The 21380-nt window shown below is 45.6% G+C and carries 19 protein-coding genes; 5 read left to right on the top strand and 14 right to left on the bottom strand.

The features are described from left to right. Window positions 1-255: 255 nt before the first annotated feature. The 7 genes from JT717_RS19710 to JT717_RS19680 all read right to left on the bottom strand — a co-directional run bounded on the left by JT717_RS19710 (window position 256) and on the right by JT717_RS19680 (window position 9615). The gene (locus JT717_RS19710; RefSeq protein ID WP_205512750.1) at window positions 256-3225 is read right to left on the bottom strand and encodes an alpha/beta hydrolase family protein; all 2970 of its coding nucleotides are present in this window, start codon (window positions 3223-3225) and stop codon (window positions 256-258) included. 193 nt (window positions 3226-3418) lie between these two features. Further along, window positions 3419-3871, bottom strand: a complete 453-nt coding sequence (locus tag JT717_RS19705; protein ID WP_205512749.1) for a hypothetical protein — start codon at window positions 3869-3871, stop codon at window positions 3419-3421. A 114-nt stretch (window positions 3872-3985) separates the two neighbouring features. Continuing rightward, complete coding sequence (locus tag JT717_RS19700; protein WP_205512748.1) at window positions 3986-4858, bottom strand: DMT family transporter; 873 nt, start codon at window positions 4856-4858, stop codon at window positions 3986-3988. Window positions 4859-4984: 126 nt separating this feature from the next. After that, entirely contained in the window at window positions 4985-5788 is an 804-nt protein-coding gene (locus JT717_RS19695; protein ID WP_205512747.1) for a polyprenol monophosphomannose synthase, read from the bottom strand. Between the two features lie 78 nt (window positions 5789-5866). After that, on the bottom strand, window positions 5867-6634 hold the full coding sequence (locus tag JT717_RS19690) for a 3'-5' exonuclease (RefSeq protein WP_205512746.1): 768 nt from the start codon (window positions 6632-6634) through the stop codon (window positions 5867-5869). A 253-nt stretch (window positions 6635-6887) separates the two neighbouring features. Then, window positions 6888-8255: a UDP-N-acetylmuramate--L-alanine ligase gene (locus JT717_RS19685; protein ID WP_205512745.1), complete on the bottom strand. Its 1368-nt coding sequence runs from the start codon at window positions 8253-8255 to the stop codon at window positions 6888-6890. Between the two features lie 1150 nt (window positions 8256-9405). Continuing rightward, window positions 9406-9615 (bottom strand): hypothetical protein, encoded by a 210-nt coding sequence (locus JT717_RS19680; protein WP_205512744.1) that lies wholly within the window; start codon window positions 9613-9615, stop codon window positions 9406-9408. A gap of 208 nt (window positions 9616-9823) precedes the next feature. Here JT717_RS19680 and JT717_RS19675 point away from each other — a divergent pair, with 208 nt between their 5' ends. Together JT717_RS19675 and JT717_RS19670 are read left to right on the top strand one after the other, a co-directional pair. Further along, the gene (locus JT717_RS19675) at window positions 9824-10396 is read left to right on the top strand and encodes an RNA polymerase sigma factor (protein WP_205512743.1); all 573 of its coding nucleotides are present in this window, start codon (window positions 9824-9826) and stop codon (window positions 10394-10396) included. Continuing rightward, complete coding sequence (locus tag JT717_RS19670; protein ID WP_205512768.1) at window positions 10396-11490, top strand: S1C family serine protease; 1095 nt, start codon at window positions 10396-10398, stop codon at window positions 11488-11490. Before JT717_RS19675 ends, JT717_RS19670 begins: the two co-directional genes overlap by 1 nt. Window positions 11491-11652: 162 nt before the next feature. Here the strand turns inward: JT717_RS19670 and JT717_RS19665 are convergent, their stop codons facing one another. After that, window positions 11653-12552, bottom strand: a complete 900-nt coding sequence (locus JT717_RS19665; RefSeq protein ID WP_205512742.1) for a nucleotidyltransferase family protein — start codon at window positions 12550-12552, stop codon at window positions 11653-11655. Window positions 12553-12593: 41 nt separating this feature from the next. On the opposite strand from JT717_RS19665, the gene JT717_RS19660 reads away from it, so the two are divergent. Together JT717_RS19660 and JT717_RS19655 are read left to right on the top strand one after the other, a co-directional pair. Then, on the top strand, window positions 12594-13535 hold the full coding sequence (locus tag JT717_RS19660; RefSeq protein WP_205512741.1) for a 1-aminocyclopropane-1-carboxylate deaminase/D-cysteine desulfhydrase: 942 nt from the start codon (window positions 12594-12596) through the stop codon (window positions 13533-13535). 79 nt (window positions 13536-13614) lie between these two features. Further along, window positions 13615-14526: a hypothetical protein gene (locus JT717_RS19655; protein WP_205512740.1), complete on the top strand. Its 912-nt coding sequence runs from the start codon at window positions 13615-13617 to the stop codon at window positions 14524-14526. A 123-nt stretch (window positions 14527-14649) separates the two neighbouring features. Here JT717_RS19655 and lipB read toward each other — a convergent pair whose 3' ends face one another. After that, on the bottom strand, window positions 14650-15435 hold the full coding sequence (lipB, locus tag JT717_RS19650) for a lipoyl(octanoyl) transferase LipB (RefSeq protein ID WP_205512739.1): 786 nt from the start codon (window positions 15433-15435) through the stop codon (window positions 14650-14652). 69 nt (window positions 15436-15504) lie between these two features. Here lipB and JT717_RS19645 point away from each other — a divergent pair, with 69 nt between their 5' ends. Then, window positions 15505-16608, top strand: a complete 1104-nt coding sequence (locus tag JT717_RS19645; protein ID WP_205512738.1) for an RluA family pseudouridine synthase — start codon at window positions 15505-15507, stop codon at window positions 16606-16608. A 144-nt stretch (window positions 16609-16752) separates the two neighbouring features. Here the strand turns inward: JT717_RS19645 and JT717_RS19640 are convergent, their stop codons facing one another. The 5 genes from JT717_RS19640 to JT717_RS19620 form a co-directional block, all read right to left on the bottom strand. Continuing rightward, a complete protein-coding gene (locus JT717_RS19640) occupies window positions 16753-17694 on the bottom strand; it encodes a hypothetical protein (protein WP_205512737.1) in 942 nt (313 codons plus the stop codon). A gap of 6 nt (window positions 17695-17700) precedes the next feature. Continuing rightward, window positions 17701-18279, bottom strand: coding sequence for a peptide deformylase (gene def, locus JT717_RS19635; RefSeq protein ID WP_205512736.1), 579 nt, complete (start codon window positions 18277-18279; stop codon window positions 17701-17703). Window positions 18280-18562: 283 nt separating this feature from the next. Further along, window positions 18563-18976 carry a Holliday junction resolvase RuvX gene (gene ruvX / locus JT717_RS19630; RefSeq protein WP_205512735.1) on the bottom strand — a complete coding sequence of 138 codons (414 nt, stop codon included), beginning with the start codon at window positions 18974-18976 and terminating at the stop codon, window positions 18563-18565. 535 nt (window positions 18977-19511) lie between these two features. Continuing rightward, a complete protein-coding gene (locus JT717_RS19625) occupies window positions 19512-20453 on the bottom strand; it encodes a UbiA-like polyprenyltransferase (RefSeq protein WP_205512734.1) in 942 nt (313 codons plus the stop codon). A 175-nt stretch (window positions 20454-20628) separates the two neighbouring features. Continuing rightward, on the bottom strand, window positions 20629-21165 hold the full coding sequence (locus JT717_RS19620) for an RNA methyltransferase (protein WP_240348262.1): 537 nt from the start codon (window positions 21163-21165) through the stop codon (window positions 20629-20631). Window positions 21166-21380 lie beyond the last annotated feature (215 nt).

Here is a 21380-nt window from a genome sequence, read left to right as displayed (position 1 = left end):
TCCCGCAATCCCGAAATCTCAAAATCCCCCAAATCCCGCAATCCCGAATTTCTTCTAATAAAGAAACGGTGCCATGATCTGGGACCTTGACACCGTTACACATTTTCTGATTTTTGATTTCTGATTTTGAGATTTTGAGATTTCTCCGGATTGAACCATCCGATAAACCGTGCAATCCCGAAATCCCGAAATCTCAAAATCCCACGTTTCCCCAATCCCGCAATCCCGAAATCTCAAAATAATTTCATTAGTGGATCAAAACGCCTTCTTTTCCTGAATCTCCGTTCCCCACTCAATTCCTTTGGAGGTAGCAGGTAATCCTTCCGCCAGCCAGCGCGGCGCAGGCGCTCCTTTCAGAAAATGATCGAAGTATTGCGCCAGCCGGATGCTGAGGTCTTTGCGGTTCCTTCTTTCAACCAGGTTATGATCTTCACCGTTATATTGTAACATCCATACTTTTTTACCGAGGCGGCGCAAAGCCGTAAAATATTCAATACCCTGGTACCAGGGTACGGCCCCATCGGCATCGTTATGCATAATAAGTAAAGGCGTGTTTACTTTATCGGCCCTGAACAAAGGCGAGTTCTTGATGTAGAGGTCGGGCCGTTGCCATAAGGTAGCACCGATACGGCTTTGCGACCGCTCATACTGGAACTGGCGGTTCAACCCGGTGCCCCAGCGAATGCCGCCATAGGCACTGGTCATATTGGCCACCGGTGCACCGGCTTCTGCTGCCGCAAACATATTGGTGCGGGTAACCAGGTAAGCCACCTGGTAGCCACCCCAGCTTTGCCCCTGGATGGCCATTTTGGTGGAATCGACCCAGGGCTTCTTAGCAAAAAATTTTGCCGCCGATACAACCGAATTGTAAGCGCTTTCACCCGGTTCCCCCTTTTTGTAATAGATATCAGGCACAAATACCAGGTAGCCGTTGCTTACGAAATACGGGATATTGACCGTTGAAGCGCTGGGTGCAGGCGCCCGGTACATATAAAGTTGATCGGCATATTTTTCATAAAAGTAAAAGATCACGGGATACTTCTTCGTGGCATCAAAATTCTCCGGTTTGAACAACAAACCTTCCGACATTCTGCCATCGAACATTTTCCATTTAACCAGCTCGGCAGTTAACCAGTTATACTCTTTTTGTTGTGGATTGGTGGAACCCAAAATGGTTTGAGGCAATACACCATTGCCCGATTTGCTGTCAGGCGACTTTGCCCATTCGCTCACAGCAAGAGAAGGCGATCTGTCGAAACTTTCCGTCGTATATACCCAGGCGTCGGCATTTTTTGCCTTTATCACCTGGAAGCCGATCTGGAAGGGGCCTTCGAGCTGGGTTTGATTGAACGATTTTTCCCTGGTATCATAAATGCTCAGGCCGCCATACTTGTTTACTTCGTTCAGGGTCTTAAATACCAGTTTCTGACCATCTGAAATGTATTTCTCTTCCTTGTCGGGCGACATATACTGGAACCGGGTCTTATGCAGGCGTCCATACCCGTTGGTAAAATTGCGGGGTGCGGTCTTGCCCTCGGGATCGCATTGCCATACATCATACTTATCGTATACATATACGTACCGGTCGTCCTCATGCCATTTCATGATACCATAAGCGGGCGGATCATCCGGATGATCGTCATCATCCTCATATAAGGGAACGGTGATGCTTTTGGTAATATTTGTAATAACGCCGTTGCTTACGTTATACGTAAAATAATTACGTTGAGCGGCATCATACCAGATCACGAATTTACCTTTTGGCGAAATAATGATCGGCGACCGCACTTTATCCCTGACAGTTTTACGCGAGCCATCAATGGTTGAAACGATATATACATTGTATTTCGAATGACCGAGCCACTGGAACTCAACGCGATTGCCTTTAGAGGTGGCTGCCAGTACATGATCGGCATTGCCTTCATCGGCCAGGTAAACGACTTCCGCATCTTCGGCGCCCAACTGGATCACTTTGTTATCGTCACCATGCAGCACCGCCCGGAAGCTCCTTTGTAATTCGGTATTCAGTTGCACCAGCTGCTGGGGCTGCAGATAATCGTCTTTATAATGCCAGATATCCAATCGCGCGGTTTCAAAATCAACCAGTGTAGTATCCTTTGGCTTACGTACCGGCATTAGTCCGAAATAAAGTTTCTGTCCATTCCTGCTGAACTCCGGCGCCTGCGTGTCGCTCAGCGTTAAACCCTTCGCCACGCCGGGCGTGGTTCTGTCAACCCGTAAGCGGGCGCTGTCCATCCCCGGCCGGTAGTAATATAATTTATAGAATTTCTGCAACGCTTTTATGCTGCTATCCCGCTCCGCCACGAAGGCCAATTGGGTACCGGCTTCATCGAACACGAAATGCTTTGCGATGTTGAACCCACGGAACACCGTATCCGCTTTTCCATTGGTGAGGTGATACCAGATGATGACCGCTTTTTGTAAGGTATCGGCATTGCTGCGGGTAGTTTCAATAATTAAGGAATTGCCGGGTTTGCTGAAATAATAATCGTTGGCGAGGGCAAAGGTCTTTTCTTCGCCGGTATATAAATTCCGCAGCACCAGTTCAGTGCCTTCTTCAATGGTTTCACCCGCCCTGCCCCTGCTTTCTTTTTTGGGCGCTTTCAGGGCCGTCAAACCTTTTGTTTTTGCTTCATTGGCTTTATTGCGTAAACTGTCTGCCACGCGGGCCAGGCTATCGGCCATACGCAGCAGGTTATTTAACTGCGCCGTTGAATCCGGTTGTTTGGGCGGCTCGGGCAGTGATTTTTCACGGAGGTAGGCCAGCCACTGACCGTTTCCTTTTTCAGGTGATTTAAATGACTTTACCCGCGGAATACGCAATACACTGTCTATGCCTGCTTCCACAATGGCCAGGCTGTCTTTCGGCATATCATCTGCCTTTTTCTTTTTGATCTTAGCTTCGCGGGTAGCCGCAAAATGCGGTTTTATTTTACAGACCACAAAGCGGCTGTCTTCGGTAATAGCGGCTGCATAACCGCGCGGTATTTCTTTTTTGTAAGAATTATCTGTGGCCTGTATCACAAGGGTAGCATCCCCTTCCTGTGGTGTGATGGTATATACCACCCATTTGCCATTGTTACTGATATAACGTTCATTGATATTTTGCCAGCCATCATACACGGCATGCGTAAGGGGCTTTTTTTGGGCGGAAGCGCTCAGCGCTGCCAGCATCAAAACGGGAATCGCGAGTATTTTTCTCATTAGTGGTAGCCGGTTAAAAAATAAAATTAATACAAACTTTATTTCTAAACCAACTACCATCCTGCGGTTAAACCGCTTGTAAAAATGTGATAAAGTCACAATGTGATAATGTGATAATGCTTCAATTTTATAATGACCGGGCAATGGCAGATTTCCGTGTGTATTATAAAATTAGCTAATGATCACATTGGTATTATAAACTGCGTAAACGCCCATAGATCTTTTTCTGGCCGGCATCGATCGCATAACAGCCGGAGATGGTAATGAGCTCGTCTTTATTTACATAAAAGAATATTTTGGGCGACGAAAGATCGTTATCAAATACAATGCGCCTGTTAAAGTCAGAAGCAAGGCCAACGAGACAAACATTTTGCTCAACCGTAGTGTCTATCATTGTGGTATAAGTTCCTTCCGCTATCTTTTCACCGCTTTCATAGATGTAGTATTTATTTTCCCGGAACGTGAGTATATGCTCTGTTCCACTGTTATATGTTATGATGGGTCCCATTGCTGCAGATCTCTCCCTCAATGCCCAGCCTCCCTGCAAATCCCTTGTTCCGCGGTCGTCCTGGCCTTTATTGTCTTTGTCGCAGGCAACCAATGCAGATATTACAAAAACAAACAAAATGTAACATGCCTTTTTCATGTGCTATACAATTTTTCTGGTTTGACAGGCAAGCTGGTAATACCGTTGCTTGCTGGTCGCCTGTCGTGCCCGTTGCCGTTTATTGCCGGTTGCCTGTTTTCAATTGCCAGTTGTCTATTGCCTTCTTTTTTTATAGATCAGCCAGGTTTGCAGGAATACCGACAATACAATCAATAACAATCCGACATAAAATGAGCCGGAGAGGTATTTGTCTTCCCGGAAAAGTATAAACGCCAGGACGATGCCATAGAGGGGTTCCAGGTTGTAGGTGAGATTTACGGTAAAAGCAGAAATCTTTTTCAGCGCATTCATAGATAAATTAAATGCCCACACCGTGCAAAACCAGGCCAGTACCAGTAGCCAGCCGGTATCGGCCAGAGTGGGTACCAGATGACCGGCCGGCACAAAAGAAAGGTAGATGGGCAGCAAAAGGCTCAGGAAGAGAAAACCGCCACTTAACTGGTAGAGGGTTACCGTTTCGGGTTTATGATCCTGCACCAATAAGCGATTAAATACCGGGAAGAGGCTGGCCAGCAATGCTGAGATCAGGCCCAGGATGATGCCCTTTTTATAATGAGGGTCGAAATGAAAGATCAGGTAAATGCCGGCGATCACCAGCAGCCCCAGCAGCAATTCGGTTTTATTGAATGGTTTGCGCGTGATCAGCGGTTCGAGGATGGCTGTGAAAAAACCAATGGCCGAGAAGCATACCAGCGCTACAGATACATTCGCATACTTGATACTGGCATAAAAGCTCACCCAATGCAAGGCTACGATCATGCCCACACCGGTGATCCGGCTTATGCCCTTCCACGAAATGCGGTACACATCTCTTTTAAATAAATATATCACCCACAGGGTAAGTACTGTGATCAATAAGCGATACCATACCAACAGCGCTTCATTCAGGGTGATCAGCCTGCCGAGCACACCGGTAAATCCGGCCAGGAAAACGGCCATGTGCAATTGTAAAAATGCTTTACGCATGGGATAAAGACGATAACATGAAGATATTGAAATAAAAAGGGTGGCGGGCAATGGCTGGCATCTGTAAAAATAAATTGTGCCATCTGCGGATCGCCGATGGCACAATGCTTATTATGAGTACCAATGCTATTTAGTTTCTGCCAGCACCTTTTCGCCGGGTTGCGCTATCGCACCATAAGAGGTGGCGCCGGTATTCTTTACCCGGTTGCGGTAATCTTTGAAAAGGCTTAGCCAGCGCAATTTCAAAACGCCCCAGATGCCTTCTTTTACAATGCCTTTATGCATTTTTGATACGCCGTACTTACGGTCCTCAAAAATAATAGGCACCTCTTTTATTTTGAAACCCAGCTTCCAGGAAGCAAATTTCATTTCGATCTGGAAGGCATAGCCCAGGAAACGGATCTGATCGAGATTAATGGCCTGCAGCACTTCACGGGAATAACAAACAAAACCGGCGGTGGTATCCCTTACCGGCATCCAGGTGATGAGCCGGGTATATAATGAGCCGCCTTTTGAAAGCAGGATGCGGTTACGCGGCCAGTTGATGGTTCCACCTCCCTTTACATACCGTGAACCAACCGCCACATCGGCGCCACCGGTTGCACAGGCTTCGTATAAACGTTGCAGGTCCCGGGGGTTATGCGAAAAATCGGCATCCATTTCAAAAATGAACCGGTAGCCTCTGGCCAGGGCCCATTTAAATCCATGAATATAAGCGGTTCCCAGTCCCAGTTTTCCTTTACGTTCTTCGAGGAATAATTTGCCGGTATTTTTAAGCTGCCGCTCCCTTACCAGGGTGGCTGTACCATCGGGGGAGCCATCATCAATTACAAGGATGTGAAAATTATCGTATTGGGCAAAGATGATATCAATCAAATGACCAATATTCTCCCGTTCATTGTAAGTTGGTATGATAACGATGTTTTCCAAACAATTCAATTGATATTGGAGTACGAAAATACAATAATTCAAATTGTGCAATTATATAAATTACACATTTGCATTTAATTATCCCTTCTTTAACAAAGTTCTGTTAAAGATCTCGGTCAGCTTTGCCTTTGTATGCATGGGAAAATCTCCTTTCATCATCCAGTCATAGTATTGAGGCTCAGCTTTTAACACCTCTGCCACCACCCGGCCTTTATGTTTGCCGAAATTGAACACTTCCACCCCGTTTTCCATGATCATGCGCCGGGCAAAATCTACGATACAATCATCTCCTATACAGGTGATAATGCTTTCCACACTATTACCGAGCTGCGGATATCGGTCGATCTGTGCCTGCAAGATCTCCCAGGTGGCGCTTGCATCTGCTTCTGCACTATGGTGATTTACCAGGTCTTTATTGCAATAAAATTTATATGCCGCGCTCAGGGTTCGCTGTTCCATCATATGAAAGATCTTCTGCACATCAACCAGCCGGCGGTTGCTGAAATCAAACTCCAGACCTACCCGCAAGAACTCCTCGGCGAGCAGGGGAATATCCAACCTGTTTGAATTGTACCCGGCCAGGTCGCAATTGTCGAGGAACTGTTTGATCTCATTGGCTACCTGTTTAAAAGTGGGCGCATCCTTTACCATTTCATTGGATATACCATGAAACTCCTGTGATACAGCCGAAATAGGCATCTCAGGGTTCAGTAATTTTCGCTTTATCTGTTGGGTGCCATCGGGTTGAACTTTAACGATGGCTATTTCAACGATACGATCTGTGCTCAGGTTAATCCCGGTAGTTTCAAGATCAATAATTGCCAGCGGCTTCTTTAACTGCAACATTCAACAATGATAATTGATAATGGTTATATAAAATGGGTACTATCAGTAAAAAGATTCAAATTGGTAAAACTTTCCTTACCGGGAATGTGGGGACTGAAATTCTCTTTTTGGAACATAAGGATAAAATGGTTATTGTGTTAATCGGCCGTAATGATCACCATCCTGGTGACATAAACATCTCAAACGGATATCAAGTTTAGTGCCGGTAAAAAAAAATTGAAAGCGCATCACCGGGCCGGTCAACAATATAATACTAATTGTCAATAGCTGTGATATCCTTTGCAAATGTAAGTATATCTGCCCCATCATAGTTGCCCGAACTCATCAATAGCAGGCAGGCATTCTTATAGGATTGTTGCTGCAGCCACTGCATCAGCGCTCCTTTATCGTTCATTACCTGCAGCCCTGGCTTGCCAAAACCCGCCTGTACCTTTTCGGCCGGTAGCTCGGGCATTCGCTTCAGTTCGAGGGCATGTTTCGAATAAAATACGACGGTCTTATCGGCCCTGTCCATAGCGCCCCTGTATTCATTCATGAATTGTTCATTGAGACTGCTATAAGTATGCAGCTCCAGCACGGCGATGAGGGTGCGGTTGGGGAACTGTTGCTTTACGGCCTCAATCGTTGCTTTTACTTTCGAAGGAGCATGTGCAAAATCGCGGTAAACGATCGTATGTTCGTTGCGGGCAAGCAGTTCCAGCCTTTTAGCGGCACCGGTAAACGAAGAAACCGCTTTTATGAACGTAGCGGCATCCATGCCCAGCTCGCGGCATACATACCAGGCTGCATGTAAATTAAGCAGGTTATGATTACCAAAGACCTGCAGTTCGCCGCTTTGGTTTTCTATAGTAAGGGTCGTTTTGCCGTTGGTTATAGTATGTGGTGGCACCTGGTAAGGCTGATAACGAATATCCGGTCGTTTGTTTGCCATAACCAGCTTTTTCAGCACCTCGTCCGTCTCATTGTAGATCAGGAGGCCTCCTGGTTCAATTTTCTGTAAAAAGATGCTGAATTGCTCCAGATAAAAATCAAATGTTGGAAAAACATTTATGTGGTCCCAGGCAATACCTGTAAGAATCGCAATATGGGGGAAGAGGAAATGGAACTTCGGTCTTTTTTCGATCACGCTGGCAGGGTATTCATCGCCCTCACATACAATAATGGGCGCATGGGTAACCTGTACCGACTGATCAAAACCTTCCAGCCGGGCGCCTACTAGATAGTCGAAATCTTTGCCGGCTTTCCGCAAGGCGTGCATGATCATAGAGGTGGTGGTGGTCTTACCATGGCTGCCGCCTACTACCACCCGGGTCTTATCCTGGCTTTCCTGGTATATATATTCGGGAAAAGAATAGATCTTCAGGTTGAGTTCCCGGGCTTTTTGCAATTCGGGATTATCCTGTTTGGCATGCATGCCGAGGATCACAGCATCCAGATCGGCTGTTATTTTTTCGGGATGCCAGCCGATAGCGGCCGGTAGCAGTCCTTCCTTTTGCAGATTTGATTGGGCCGGTTCAAATATTTCATCATCACTGCCGGTTACCTGGTAACCCTTTTTGTGCAAGGCAAGCGCCAGCTGATGCATCACGCTTCCACCAATAGCTATAAAATGTACTTTCATCTGATATTATTTACTATCCCGTAAGCGGGACGAAGGTTTCATGCAACGGATTTACGGCTAAATGTATTTAAGGTGGAACGATTACCAAAAACTTTTTATATACACCTGAATATTTTTTGTAAACAAGGCTTGCACAAGCGGGATATTATTTGTTATTTTGGTCATTCTACTATCCAATCCGACCGAATTTTCCTTCCCTTAAGTCCGTTTAACCTTTGAATGAACCTGATGATCGTTCTACCCTTGTATTCATCAGGCAATTGTTAACATCAATTAAATATCACAAAAATGAAACGGACAATCGTTATCGTAGCTATGGTTATTTTAGCCAGCGCAGCTATTACCTCATGCGCGGCTTCAAAAGGGGCCAGGGGCACAGGATGTAAGGGAACGCAAGGGTATATTGGATATGGCCATCGTTAAATTAGTTTAACCCTGATATTATCAAGAAGGCTTTCCGCCGCTGGCGGGTAGCCTTTTTTTATGCCCTTTCGCCTGCTGAAAGGGGCCGGGCGGGCCATATTTGAAAGTGTTATGGGTGAGAGGAACTTAACTATGATCAGGTATGAAAATGAATGATTTGCACTCAAAATTATTGAACAAACAAGAACAGTTTGTTCAATAAACAGTACCAGTTTGTTGCATAAACAAGACCGGTTTATTTAACAACCTGGTATGGTTTATTGAAAGGCAGGGACCCATTCATTGAACAAACCGGTATGGATCATTGAAAGCATAGAGCAGTTTATTGCATAAACAGATCCTGTTTGTTGAATACACAAGTATGGTTTGTTAAATACACAGACCTTGTTCGTTCAACGGATAGAACGCATTTTTCAACAACCAGCCACTGCGTTTTCAATGAATAACACCGGTTTATTGAAAGGTCCGATTCCATCGTTCAAAACCAGGTGCTGTTTGTTGCATTCCTGGAAGCTGTTTTTGAACGATCAGTGCTGTTTTTGAATCGTTAAAGCCGGGCCGTGCGGTGATGTTCCGGAGTGTTGTTTCTCCCGTTTATGGGGCCGGGGGGTAAAAGTAAACCCTTCCACCGGCTGGGCAGAAGGGCTTAAATTCGTATGGCTTATCACAAAGGGCCATCCTGAGATCAGGACGGCCTCTAACGATTGCTTGCCATATGAAAAAAAACTTATTTCTTTTTTGTAGTGTCTGCTTTCTTAGTTGTATCAACTGTAGCAGCAGCTGCAGTATCAACAGTAGGAGCAGGAGCAGCAGCAGTATCTACTGTAGGAGTAGTAGATGCTGTATCAGCAGTTTTTTCTGCTTCGGCGCTTCCGCCATCATTACAAGCTACAGCGAATAAAGAACCAATAGCTAAAACTAACAACAGTTTTTTCATTGTACCGTTTTTTGTTTGTTAACAAATGAATTTGAAGTTTAATACAGAATCCGGCAAAAGGTAACCTCGTCACCCCAAGATTTTTTATTTTTTCTTAAAAAAAAGTTCAACCTTTCGGGCTAAGGGCGTTTTTGGCCCTTTTTGGCGTGAATTTTACAGCCGGGATGGGTTACTTCTATTTAATTTGGGTATTAATTAATGTTCTAGCGTGAAAACTGATTCAACTGACGAAAAAGCATTGTTAAAAGGACTGGCACTGAACGACCGCAACTCCGTTGAAACCATCTATAAACTGTTTTATAATATGGTTCAATCGTTGATCATCAACAACAATGGAACTGCGGACGACGCAAGGGATATATTCCAGGAAACTGTCATCGTGCTGTATGAAAAAGCGAAAACCGGCTCCTTCGAGCTGAACTGTCAGCTTAAGACCTATGTGTACTCGGTCAGCCGGCGGCTCTGGCTTAAAAAATTACAGCAACAGCAGAAATTTCTTCCCAGCATGAACAACCTCGAAGAGACGGTTCCTGTGGAGGAAGAAGTGGAAAGCAATAGCCAGCGCAATGCAGAATTTCAAATGATGGAAAAGGCATTATTGCATTTGGGCGAGCCCTGCAGAAGTTTGATCGAAGCATTTTACCTGCAGAAAAAGAACATGACAGATATTGCCGGCCATTTTGGCTACACAAACGCTGATAACGCCAAAAATCAGAAATACAAATGCCTGATGCGGCTTAGGAAATTATTCTTTGCCGAATTCAAAAACAACAACGTGTGATGCAAGAGCTACAATTATTGGATGCAATCGAGCGCTTTCTTCGCGGCGAAATGTCACCCGAAGAAATGGCTTCTTTTGAGCAGCTGCGAAAAAGTAATCCGGAAGTGGATGAAAAAGTAGTAGAGCACACCATGTTTTTACAGCAGATCGACCAGTTCGCTGACTGGAAGAACTTCAAATCAACCCTGAACGACGTACATACCCAATTGCTCGAATCAGGCGATATTACCCAGGAAGCCCCCAAAGCCACCGTTATCCAGATGTGGAGAAAATACAAACGGGTCATGGCGGTTGCCGCTTCCATTGCAGGCGTTACTACCCTGCTTATTGCGGGTATGGCTACTTACTATTCACAAAAGAAGACCGGCGCCGACATTGAAAGATTGAGAAGGGAAGTGAAACGGGAAGTTGCCCAAAAAGCCAACGAGGTGATCAATACCATGCAGGCCCGCACCACCAAAGCACCGGAAAATACACCGGTCAAATATGGCGGAACCGGTTTCCTCGTCGATGGCAAGGGAATCATTGTTACCAACGCGCACGTGGTAAATGGTTCCTCTACCGTAGTAGTACAAAATAGTAAAGGACAGGAATTCAGATCGCGTATAATTTATACCAATCCTGCAACCGACCTGGCCTTCATCAAAATAGAAGATGCAGATTACAGAAGCATCGGCCCCCTGCCCTATGGCATCCGCAAAGGTGGTACCGAGCTCGGTGAACAACTGTTCACCCTGGGCTATCCCCGCGAAGAGATCGTATACAATGAAGGATATATGAGCGCCAAAACCGGTTATAATGGCGATACCCTCTCCTTCCAGATCGGCGTATCGGCCAACCCCGGTAACTCGGGCGGTCCGGTATTCAATAAAAGCGGTGAAGTGATCGGTATTATCAATGCCCGGCAGAAAGCTGCTGAAGGCGTGGTATTCGCCCTTACAGCCAAAAACATCTTCCGCAGTGTTGAAGAGATCAAAAAAGATTCTACCTACGAAAATATCCGCTTGACGCTGAATTCGTCTATCAGGAATATGGACCGGGTACAGCAGATCAAGAAAATTGAAGATGCGGTATTCATGGTGAAATCTTATTAAAAGGCACATAGGCAACAAGGAAAGGCACAAGGCATAAAGGCAAAGAGCCAAAACCTATAACAAAAAGCAATGCGCCGGAAACATATAAGGAAGAAGCCTCCTAAAATATCGGGAGGCTTCTTCGTTTATTGGTGGGACTTCTAAGCTATTTCAGCAGAAAACCTATTTCCACAATTTTGCAGGATATTCACCGGCTTTCACCAATGCTTCCAAATTGGCTTTCACTTCAGGCGCATCTTCTTTATAGGTAACCCCAAACCATTGTGCCGAGGTAGGTATTACTTTAATAGTGCCTTTACCTTCGTTGATGAATTTATCGGCCACAATAGGAATGAAGAATTCCGATTTAATATTGCTGATATTATTTTTCAGGAACTCATTGAATAATTTCTCAGAATAGGAGAAGATAGAAGGTGAAAAACACCAGAAGTTCATAGATACCTGTGAATCGAGCGGCAACTCTTTGGGCTGCTGGTTATCGTCGGTAACGATCTTTCCATTCACTTTCGAAATATTCAGGCGTTCTGCAATAGAAACCAGGTTACCGTTGCCATTGGCCACGCATACACCCCTGTTTACCGTACCATTATCAGATAATGTTTTCAGCAGTTCATAACCGATAATAGAATAAGTATTATCATTCACATCCTTCGTAAGGAAAGTATAAGCCTTTTCAAATGCATCGCGACCGTAGAAATCGTCGGCATTGATCACCGCAAATGGCTCATTGATGGTATTCTTGGCGCACAGTACCGCATGCGCAGTTCCCCAGGGTTTGGTACGGTCTGCAGGTACATCGAAACCATCAGTAAATGATTTCAGGTCCTGGTACACATAATCGATCTGCACTTTACCTTTTAACGGGGGTTCAACTATGGCTTTAAAATCGTCAGCAAACTCCTTGCGGATAATAAATACCACTTTTTTAAATCCGGCGCGAATAGCATCATAAATAGAATAGTCCATGATCGTTTCTCCGCCGGGTCCGAACGATTGTATCTGTTTCATACTACCATAGCGGGAAGCCATGCCTGCTGCCAAAATCAAAAGAGTTGGTTCCATTATTGTATTTTTAAAAATTGAGCCACGAAAATATAAAATATGTGGTGAAATTAATTTTGATAAAAAAAGTATTCAATCAACCGGTTGACTTAACAAAAGCAGTGGTACAACCACTTGCCAGCGATCTCTTGCATAACAAAAACGTTGCCATGGATGTATTGCGGCTCGATCGTATCCATCCGGTCATTTCGGGCAACAAATGGTTCAAACTGAAATACCATATCCAGCAGGCGCAGCAACAAAATAAAAAAGGCATACTCAGTTTTGGCGGCGCCTGGTCGAACCACCTCGTAGCCACTGCCCTGGCCTGCCGGCAGGCTGAACTGGAAAGCATTGGCATTATCCGCGGCGAAGAACCGGCTCTGCCCTCAGCTACCCTGCAAGAATTACAGGAATATCATATGCAGCTGCGCTTTGTTTCCCGGCAGGCCTATAGCGATGAGGCCGCCCTCATTACAGCACTGCAATCGCTTTACCCGGATTATTATATTGTACCGCAGGGTGGACAAAGCGAGCTGGGTGTACAAGGCGCTGCGGAGATCCTGCAGCTGGCACAAATAAAAAGTTATTCACATATATGCTGCGCAGCAGGCACCGGCACCATGCTTGCTGGCTTAGTGCGCGGTTCATTACCGCATCAGCAGGTGATCGGCATTTGCAGCCTGAAATTGCCGGAACATGACAACAGCATTCACCGTTTTGTGAAGCAATACGCCGGCGGCCAGCAGCATTATACCCTTTTCTACGACTACCATTTTGGCGGTTATGCGCGGAAAACGGGTGAGCTGATCGATTTTATGAATGCAATTTATGAAACACATGATCTGCCCACCGATTTCGTATATACCGGCAAACTCTTATTCGGTATGATGCATCTGGCAGGATCAGGTTATTTTGAACCCGGCAGTCGCCTGTTAATAGTACACAGCGGCGGCTTACAGGGCAACCGGTCATTACCGGCAGGAACATTAACATTCCTGTAAGCCGTAATATAAAACCGCTGTCGCAAAACTATTATATTTGCGACGCCAAATCCTTTACCGACTAATTCAATATGGGCGCATGCGCAAACTGGCAGCATTACTAATACTAACTTGTACCTTATTTACCAACAGCTGGGCGCAGGATGTGCTGCCTGATTTTACCGTTGTAACCAAGGGAAATAAAAAGGTTATAATCAGCTGGGTGAACAATTACCGCGTTGTTAAACAAATAAGTGTTCAACGTTCCAAAGACAGCACCAAAGGTTTTGTTACTGTGCTGTCTGTGGCAGACCCTACAGCCCCGCAAAATGGTATTGTTGATGCAAAAGCGCCGGACGCCAACCAGTTTTACCGCCTCTTCATTGTGCAGGATAGTGGCAAATTTGTATTCACGAAGTCTGAACGCCCTTTCTGGGATACCACACAGCTTGCGGTGGCCAAACAACAGACTCCCGAAAATGCCCGCCGCGTGATCATTACGGAAGGCGTTTCACCTACCCAGGCGGAGGAGATCAAAGAAAAACTGAAACCGGCAACGCCCGCTCCAACACCGGTTGTGAAAGCGCCTGAGCCGGAAAAATTCTACTTCGTCAAAAAACGCGATACCCTGGTGGCTACCATCAATGCAAAGGAGTTGAAGAAATTCCGCGACTCGGTGGTTTCCAAAACAAAAGATACCATTGCTTTCGCCAGCGCAGATACCATCCTGTTAAAACCATTTGTTCCGAAGGAAATCTTCAAGCCTTCCAAATTTGTATATACTGAAAGAGACGGCAATGTGGCCATCAATCTGCCGAACTCAGCAGTGCACAAATATTCTATTAAATTTTTCGATGAAAAAAGCATCCTGCTCTTCGATATTGCCGAAGTAAAAGAACCTGCTTTGCTGATCGATAAAGTGAACTTTTTACGATCGGGCTGGTACCGGTTTGAATTGTATGAAGATGGCAAGCTGAAGGAGAAGCATAAATTCTTTATACCGAGAGATTGAGACAAATGTGATAATGTGATAATTTGATAATGTGATAATGCTTCAATTTTAGCAGTTCCTTCAAACCCGTAACTTATGTCCACTTTTCTTCGGACTGTATTCCATTATCAAATTATCCAATCATCAAATTAATTCTACGTCAAACACTTTCTCAAAATTCGCTTTCACTCTTTCCTTCACCTCACGCATATCGAGTTTACGCCCCAGTTCCTTCTGCATCGAAGTCACCTGTTTGTTCTGGATACCGCAGGGAATGATATAATTGAAGTAAGACAGATCGGTATTTACATTGAAGGCAAAGCCATGCATGGTGATCCAGCGGCTGCAGCGTATACCCATGGCACAGATCTTTCGCTCTTTACCCGGTATGGCCGCATCGAGCCAAACCCCGGTTTCCCCGGGCGACCGTTCCCCTTTCAAGCCATAATCGGCTATGGTGGCAATGATCACTTCTTCCAGGTTCCGCAGGTATTTGCCTATATCTGTATAGAATCTTTCCAGGTCGAGTATGGGATAACCCACCAGTTGCTCTCTGCCATGAAAAGTAATGTCGCCGCCGCGGTTGGTATGGTAAAAACTGATCCCTTTGGCCACTCTTTCTTCCTCGCTGATCAGTACATTTTCAAGATCGCCGCTTTTTCCCAGCGTATACACCGGCGGATGCTCCACAAAAAGTAAGTGGTGGGTGGTTTCCGGCCCATTCATCTCATTATCAATCACTTCCTGCCCATAACCCGTAGCCGGTTGTTTATAAGCGGAAGCCGATTCCATCAGGGCCATCCTGCTCCGGTATTCGGTTTTGATACGCACATTCTCCTGTAACAGGCTTTCCTGCAGGTCCCAGGCCTCCTGGTACCCGACCTGACCAAGATCACGAAATAAAACCCCCTGTTTTGTACTGGTTTTCATATAGAAACAAATGTACTACTTTATACAACTCCCGTCGTTTGTTACCTTTGTCCGAAACTGAGATACCGCATGACTATAAAGGATGCCAACACTTTTAATGAGCAGGACGAAAATTTTGATGGTGTAGAAGGCGCAGAAAGCGCAGATGGCGCAGAAGGCGCCGAGGAGCTGTATGAACGATTCAGTCTGGTGGTAGATAAAGGCCAGGAACCTATGCGCCTCGATAAATTCCTGGTGGCCCGTATAGAGGGCGCCTCCCGTAATAAAGTGCAGCAGTCCATTGAAACCGGCCGCGTTACGGTGAACGGTAAAACCGTACAGGCGAATCACAAAATAAAGCCGGGCGAAGAGATTATCGTGTATTCCGATAAGGAAATGCATGGCGAAGAGATCATCCCGGAACAAATGCCTTTGAATATCGTTTACGAGGACACTGATATCCTGATCATCAATAAACCGGTGGGACTGGTCGTGCATCCTGCCAGCGGCAATCCACGCGGTACGCTCATCAATGGCGTTGCCTGGCATTTACAGCAGCAGAACAGCGATATCTCTGCCGATACCCTGCCCCGCTTCGGCCTGGTGCATCGCATCGATAAAAATACCAGTGGTTTAATGGTGCTGGCAAAAACCGAAAAAGCGGTGACCTGCCTCGCCAAAGAATTCTTCGATCATACCATTCACCGCCAGTATGTGGCCATGGTCTGGGGCGATGTTGCCGAAGACAGCGGCACCGTTCGGGCCCATATCGGCCGCCACCAGCGCTTTCGCAAAATATTCGACGCCTACCCGGATGGTGATTATGGTAAAGATGCAGTTACCCATTACAAAGTACTGGAACGACTGGGTTATGTGACCATTATTCAATGTGAGCTGGAAACAGGCCGCACCCACCAGATCCGCGTGCATATGAAACACCTGGGCCATCCCCTCTTCAATGATGAATTATACGGGGGCGACAGAATTGTAAAAGGAACTGTTTTCAGCAAATACAAACAGTTCGTTGATAATTGTTTTGCCATTTGCCCACGGCATGCCTTACACGCCAAAACGATCGGTTTTATTCATCCGCGTACGCGCAAGGAAGTTGTATTCAACAGCGAAATGCCAGAGGATATGCAGCAGTTGTTCGAAAAGTGGAGGGGCTATGCCAAGACGAGATCTATAATGTAATGATTGGCTAATTTGCTAATGTGCTAATGTGCTGATTAATTCGCTTTCGGGAGTGCCGATAACATTATAAAGTCCTTGAACCGAACAGGAAATTGTATTCCATTTATCACATTATCGAATTATCAAATTATCACATTCAATACATTACTCACTTTGGCTAAAATCAAAAAGTGTAGCTGTAAACACAGATCGTTCGCGTTTCTTCATAACGACGTCCCAATTTCCATTGTACCGAAGCAATTTGGGTACTAGGTAGTTGCCAAACTTCGTGAGCTCTACTTCCATGCGCACGTCAAAATCGTATACGCCGGCATTGTAGCTGAGGTCATAATTGCGCGCGACAATTTCCCAGGTATCTATGCGGAACCAGGTGGTCATATTATTTACTACGATCTTGTCCTTTTCACCTTCGGGCAGATCAGCCCGCGGTTTACAGGAGAATACATAACACATCTCTCCTTTAAAGGCTTCCATATCGATGGTGAAATCATAGCGTTCGGCCACATCTTCATCGAAGAGCGCCACTTTATTGCCAATGAAGGGAATGCCGGGGATCTTTTTACCGGGATTAAAGAACAACATTTTCAGCTGCTCTTTGTGTTTTGCCAGTCCGCTCTTACCCTGGGTGCTGAAACCGGCATTTTTTACAATATTGGTTTCGCCGCAAATGGTATCGGCCGCAAAAAACAAACCGGCATACATGCCGGCTGTATAATAGTTGTATTGATGATGTTTATCGTAAAAATCGCCGCTGGTTCGCTCTTCCAGCACCTGGGTATAACGGCAGCCATTATTTACATGCTGCCGGGTGCGGCTGTACAAAGAAGCGGTCACCTGTTCTTTTTTTCCCAGCATCCTGATGTCATTCAGTGATGTATAACCAAGCACTTTCAGGTTGCGGAATGCTTTGTAAAAAGTAGTATCGTTCTTAATGCGTTCAATAAAAGCATGCACGTTCAGGTTGTTGCGCACTACAACTTCTTTCAAGGTAACCGCTTTATTCTGGTACTGCACCAGGGAGTCCTGCGCATAAAGCGAACCGGAAACAAACAGCAGAATGAGTACACGCCAGCTAACCGCTAACATACGACACTATTTAGGGAAGATCATTTTGTAATCGGCCCTTACCTTGCCCTTCGAGATATCGTCGAGTTTGCCACGCAGCATTTTTTTCTTCAATGGCTTCAGGTAATCAATAAATAATTTGCCTTCTATATGGTCGTATTCATGCAGAATGATGCGGGCGGTAATGCCATTGAAGGTCTTTTCCTGCGGAACGAAATTTTCGTCTACATAAGAAAGTGTTACCGTCTCATTGCGCATGATATCTTCCCTGATCTTGGGAATGCTTAAGCAGCCTTCATTATAAGCCCATTCTTCCCCATTCAATTCTTTTATCCGGGCATTTATAAATACCTGTTTAATGCCCGGCTCATCGGGGTACTTCCCTTTTTCATCTTCTTCCTGGTTCTCGAAGATCTGCGCACTGTCAACGACAAATAAACGAATATCCTTGTTGATCTGCGGTGCTGCCAGTCCTACCCCGCTGCTGGCATACATGGTCTCCCACATATCAGCTATCAGCTTTGATAAATTGGGATAGTCGGGAGTGATCTCCTTACCCTTGGTCCTCAGAATTTCAGCCCCGTATGCTACGATCGGTAATATCATGGTATCTTTTTCCTTTTGAATAAAATTAGGGTGCAAAGTTACTTATAAAAACTGAGTGGCTGAAGGCTGTTGCCTGTTACCGGTTATCAGTTGCCGGTTTACTAGTTACAGGTTTCAAGTTTCAGAGTACAAAGCTCATTTGCCTAAATTACGGCAACCGGCTGCTTACCTTTTTAGCTGTACAGGGTACGCTTTTCCCCGTAACCTGACAATTGTAACCTGTAATGGCTATCTCATTTCCACTGGCGCCATTGGCCATTTAGCCCCTATTATTCATTGATAATCAGCTAATACTGCGTAAGTATTCCTGCAGCATGATGGTGGCGGCGATTTCGTCTACCAGGGCTTTGTTCTGCCTTTGCTTTTTCTTCAGCCCCATATCGATCATTGCCTGTGAAGCCATTTTTGAGGTATAGCGTTCATCGACCATTTTTATGGGAATGGCGGGAAATTCCTTTTTCAGCCGCTCTACCGCTTTTTTAACCAGCGGTGTGGCGTGGGTATCGGTTTCGTCCCAGTTCTTGGGTTCGCCCATAATGATCAGTTCTACGGCTTCTTTTTGGAAATAATCTTTCAGGAAGGGGATGAGTTTCGGCGTTTCTACCGTTGTTAATCCCGTTGCAATGATCTGCAATGGATCGGTAACGGCCAGGCCGGTGCGTTTTTTACCGTAGTCTATGGATAGTATGCGAGCCATTCAAAAATTAAAAATTCTTTGTTTATAACTGGCAGTTCCAGGTTTCAGGTTTCAGGTTCCAGGGCATCTCTTCCCAGATCCCTGCTTCCTGTAACTTGTAACTTGTATCCTGTACCCTGTAACATGTAACGGGTACCTGATTAATATGCTTTTGATTTGTGCCCGGTGACAGGAAACCGGTAACCGGTAACTGAATTTTCCTGCACCCTGTAACCTGTAACATGTAACCTGTACCTGATTAATATGCCTTTGATTTGTGCCCGGTGACAGGAAACCGGTAACCGGTAACTGAATTTTCCTGCACCCTGTAACCTGTAACATGTAACCTGTACCTGATTAATATGCTTTTGATTTGTACCCGGTGACAGGAAACCGGTAACCGGTAACTGAATTTTCCTGTACCTTATAACCTGTAACATGTAACCTGTACCTAATATAATTTTAATTTGCCCGGTGACAGGAAACCGGTAACCGGTAACTGAATTTTCCTGCACCCTGTAACCTGTAACTTGTATCCTGTAACCTGCGATTATAATCATCCAACAAACAGATCACTGATCACAAACACGGCAAACACCACACTGGCAATACCATTGGCGGTCATAAAGGCCAGGTTCACCCGGCGCAGGTCGGTTGGTTTAACGATCGAATGCTGGTACAAGAGCATGCTTACAAAAATGACAACGCCTATCCAGTACAGCCAGTTAAACTCACCATATATACCGGCGGCAATAACGCAGGCAGCGCTCAACACATGTAAGAGCTCCGATACGCGCAACCCTTTCTTTTTACCCAGCCAGGCGGGAATGGAATACAATTGTTTCGATTTATCGAACTCCTCATCCTGCAAGGCATAGATGATATCGAAGCCGCTTACCCAGAAGATGACTGTGAGTGAAAACAGGATCGGTAACCAGGCAAAAGCCCCGGTCACCGCCAGGTAGGCGCCAATAGGCGCCAGTGATAAACCCAGTCCCAGCACCAGGTGGCAGAGCGGCGTAAATCGTTTTGTATAACTGTAAAATAAGATCACAAACAGGGCTACCGGCGACAGAAAGAAACAAATGCGATTAATAAAGTAAGTGCACAGCACAAACAATATACTGCAGATAATAGTGAACCACAAAACATTGTTGGCTTTTAAAATACCGGCCGGAATTTCACGGATGGCCGTTCTGGGGTTTTGTGCATCGAAGTGGCGGTCGAGGTAGCGGTTAAAGGCCATGGCGGCGCTGCGGGCGAAGATCATGCAAAGCAATACGAGGGCGAATAATAATGCCAGGCGGGAATAGTTGGGGGTGAACCTGAAAACGGTGCTAACAAACTCCCCTTGCCGGCCAATGGATCTTCTGGCTTCGGTTATGCCCGGATTCATCAGGGCAAAAACGCCCAGCATAAACCCGATCATGGCAAAGGGCATCGCGAAAATGGTATGCGAAAATTTTATCAGGCTGAGGTATTTCTTAACGGTGCTCATTGTTTGTATATCGAATATTGAATGTTAAATGTATTAAAGTTCTCGGTCCGGCTTAGCCGGGATGAGCGGATCGGCATGAACAATTTTGAATCGGCAATCGTCAATCATGAATGGTTAGCCATTTTTGAGGTTAATCTGCGATCTAACCCGCCGGAATTCGATTGACGACCGCAAATCAGCTAATTATCACATTTCGCCTCACCAGCTCCCACAACACAATACCGGCCGCCACGGAAATGTTCAATGAATGTTTCATGCCCAACTGTGGAATTTCAATGCAGCCATCGCATAATTTGATCACTTCCTGCTCTACCCCCGTCACTTCGTTGCCAAAAACAACGGCCACTGCCCTTTGCTGGTTCATATCGAAGCGGTTTAAGGGAATGCTTGCTTCCACCTGTTCTACCGCATACACCAGGTAACCGTCTGCTTTCAGCTTTTGTACTGCTTCCACCGTTGTTTCGGCATATTTCCATTCCACCGTTTCGGTAGCGCCCAGAGCTGTTTTGTGAATATCGCGGTGCGGCGGTTGCGGCGTATAACCGCAGAGGTAAATGCCGCGTAATAAAAAAGCATCGGCAGTGCGGAAAACACTGCCTACATTATGCATACTGCGGATATTATCCAGCACCACCACAACAGGCATTTTTTCGGCTTCCTTAAATTCATGAACCGATTTACGGTTCAGCTCGTCCATACTCAGCTTGCGCATGGGAGCAAAGATAGGCTGAATTTGGTTCAGGCGCCAGAGGGAAGATGTTGGATTGCGGGATTGCGCGATTTTGAGATTTCGGCGATTTGGGGATTTTGGGATTTGGGGATTTTGAGATTTGGGGATTTTGAGATTTTGAGATTTAGAATAAATTGGAGATTGCCATATTGAGCAAATCTCGCAATCTCGAAATCAGAAATCAGAAATCGAGTAAT

It is taken from the genome of Longitalea arenae (assembly GCF_016924755.1).
GTDB classification, from domain to species: Bacteria; Bacteroidota; Bacteroidia; order Chitinophagales; family Chitinophagaceae; genus Niastella; species Niastella arenae.
This window is presented reverse-complemented; position numbering and strand designations above follow the sequence as displayed.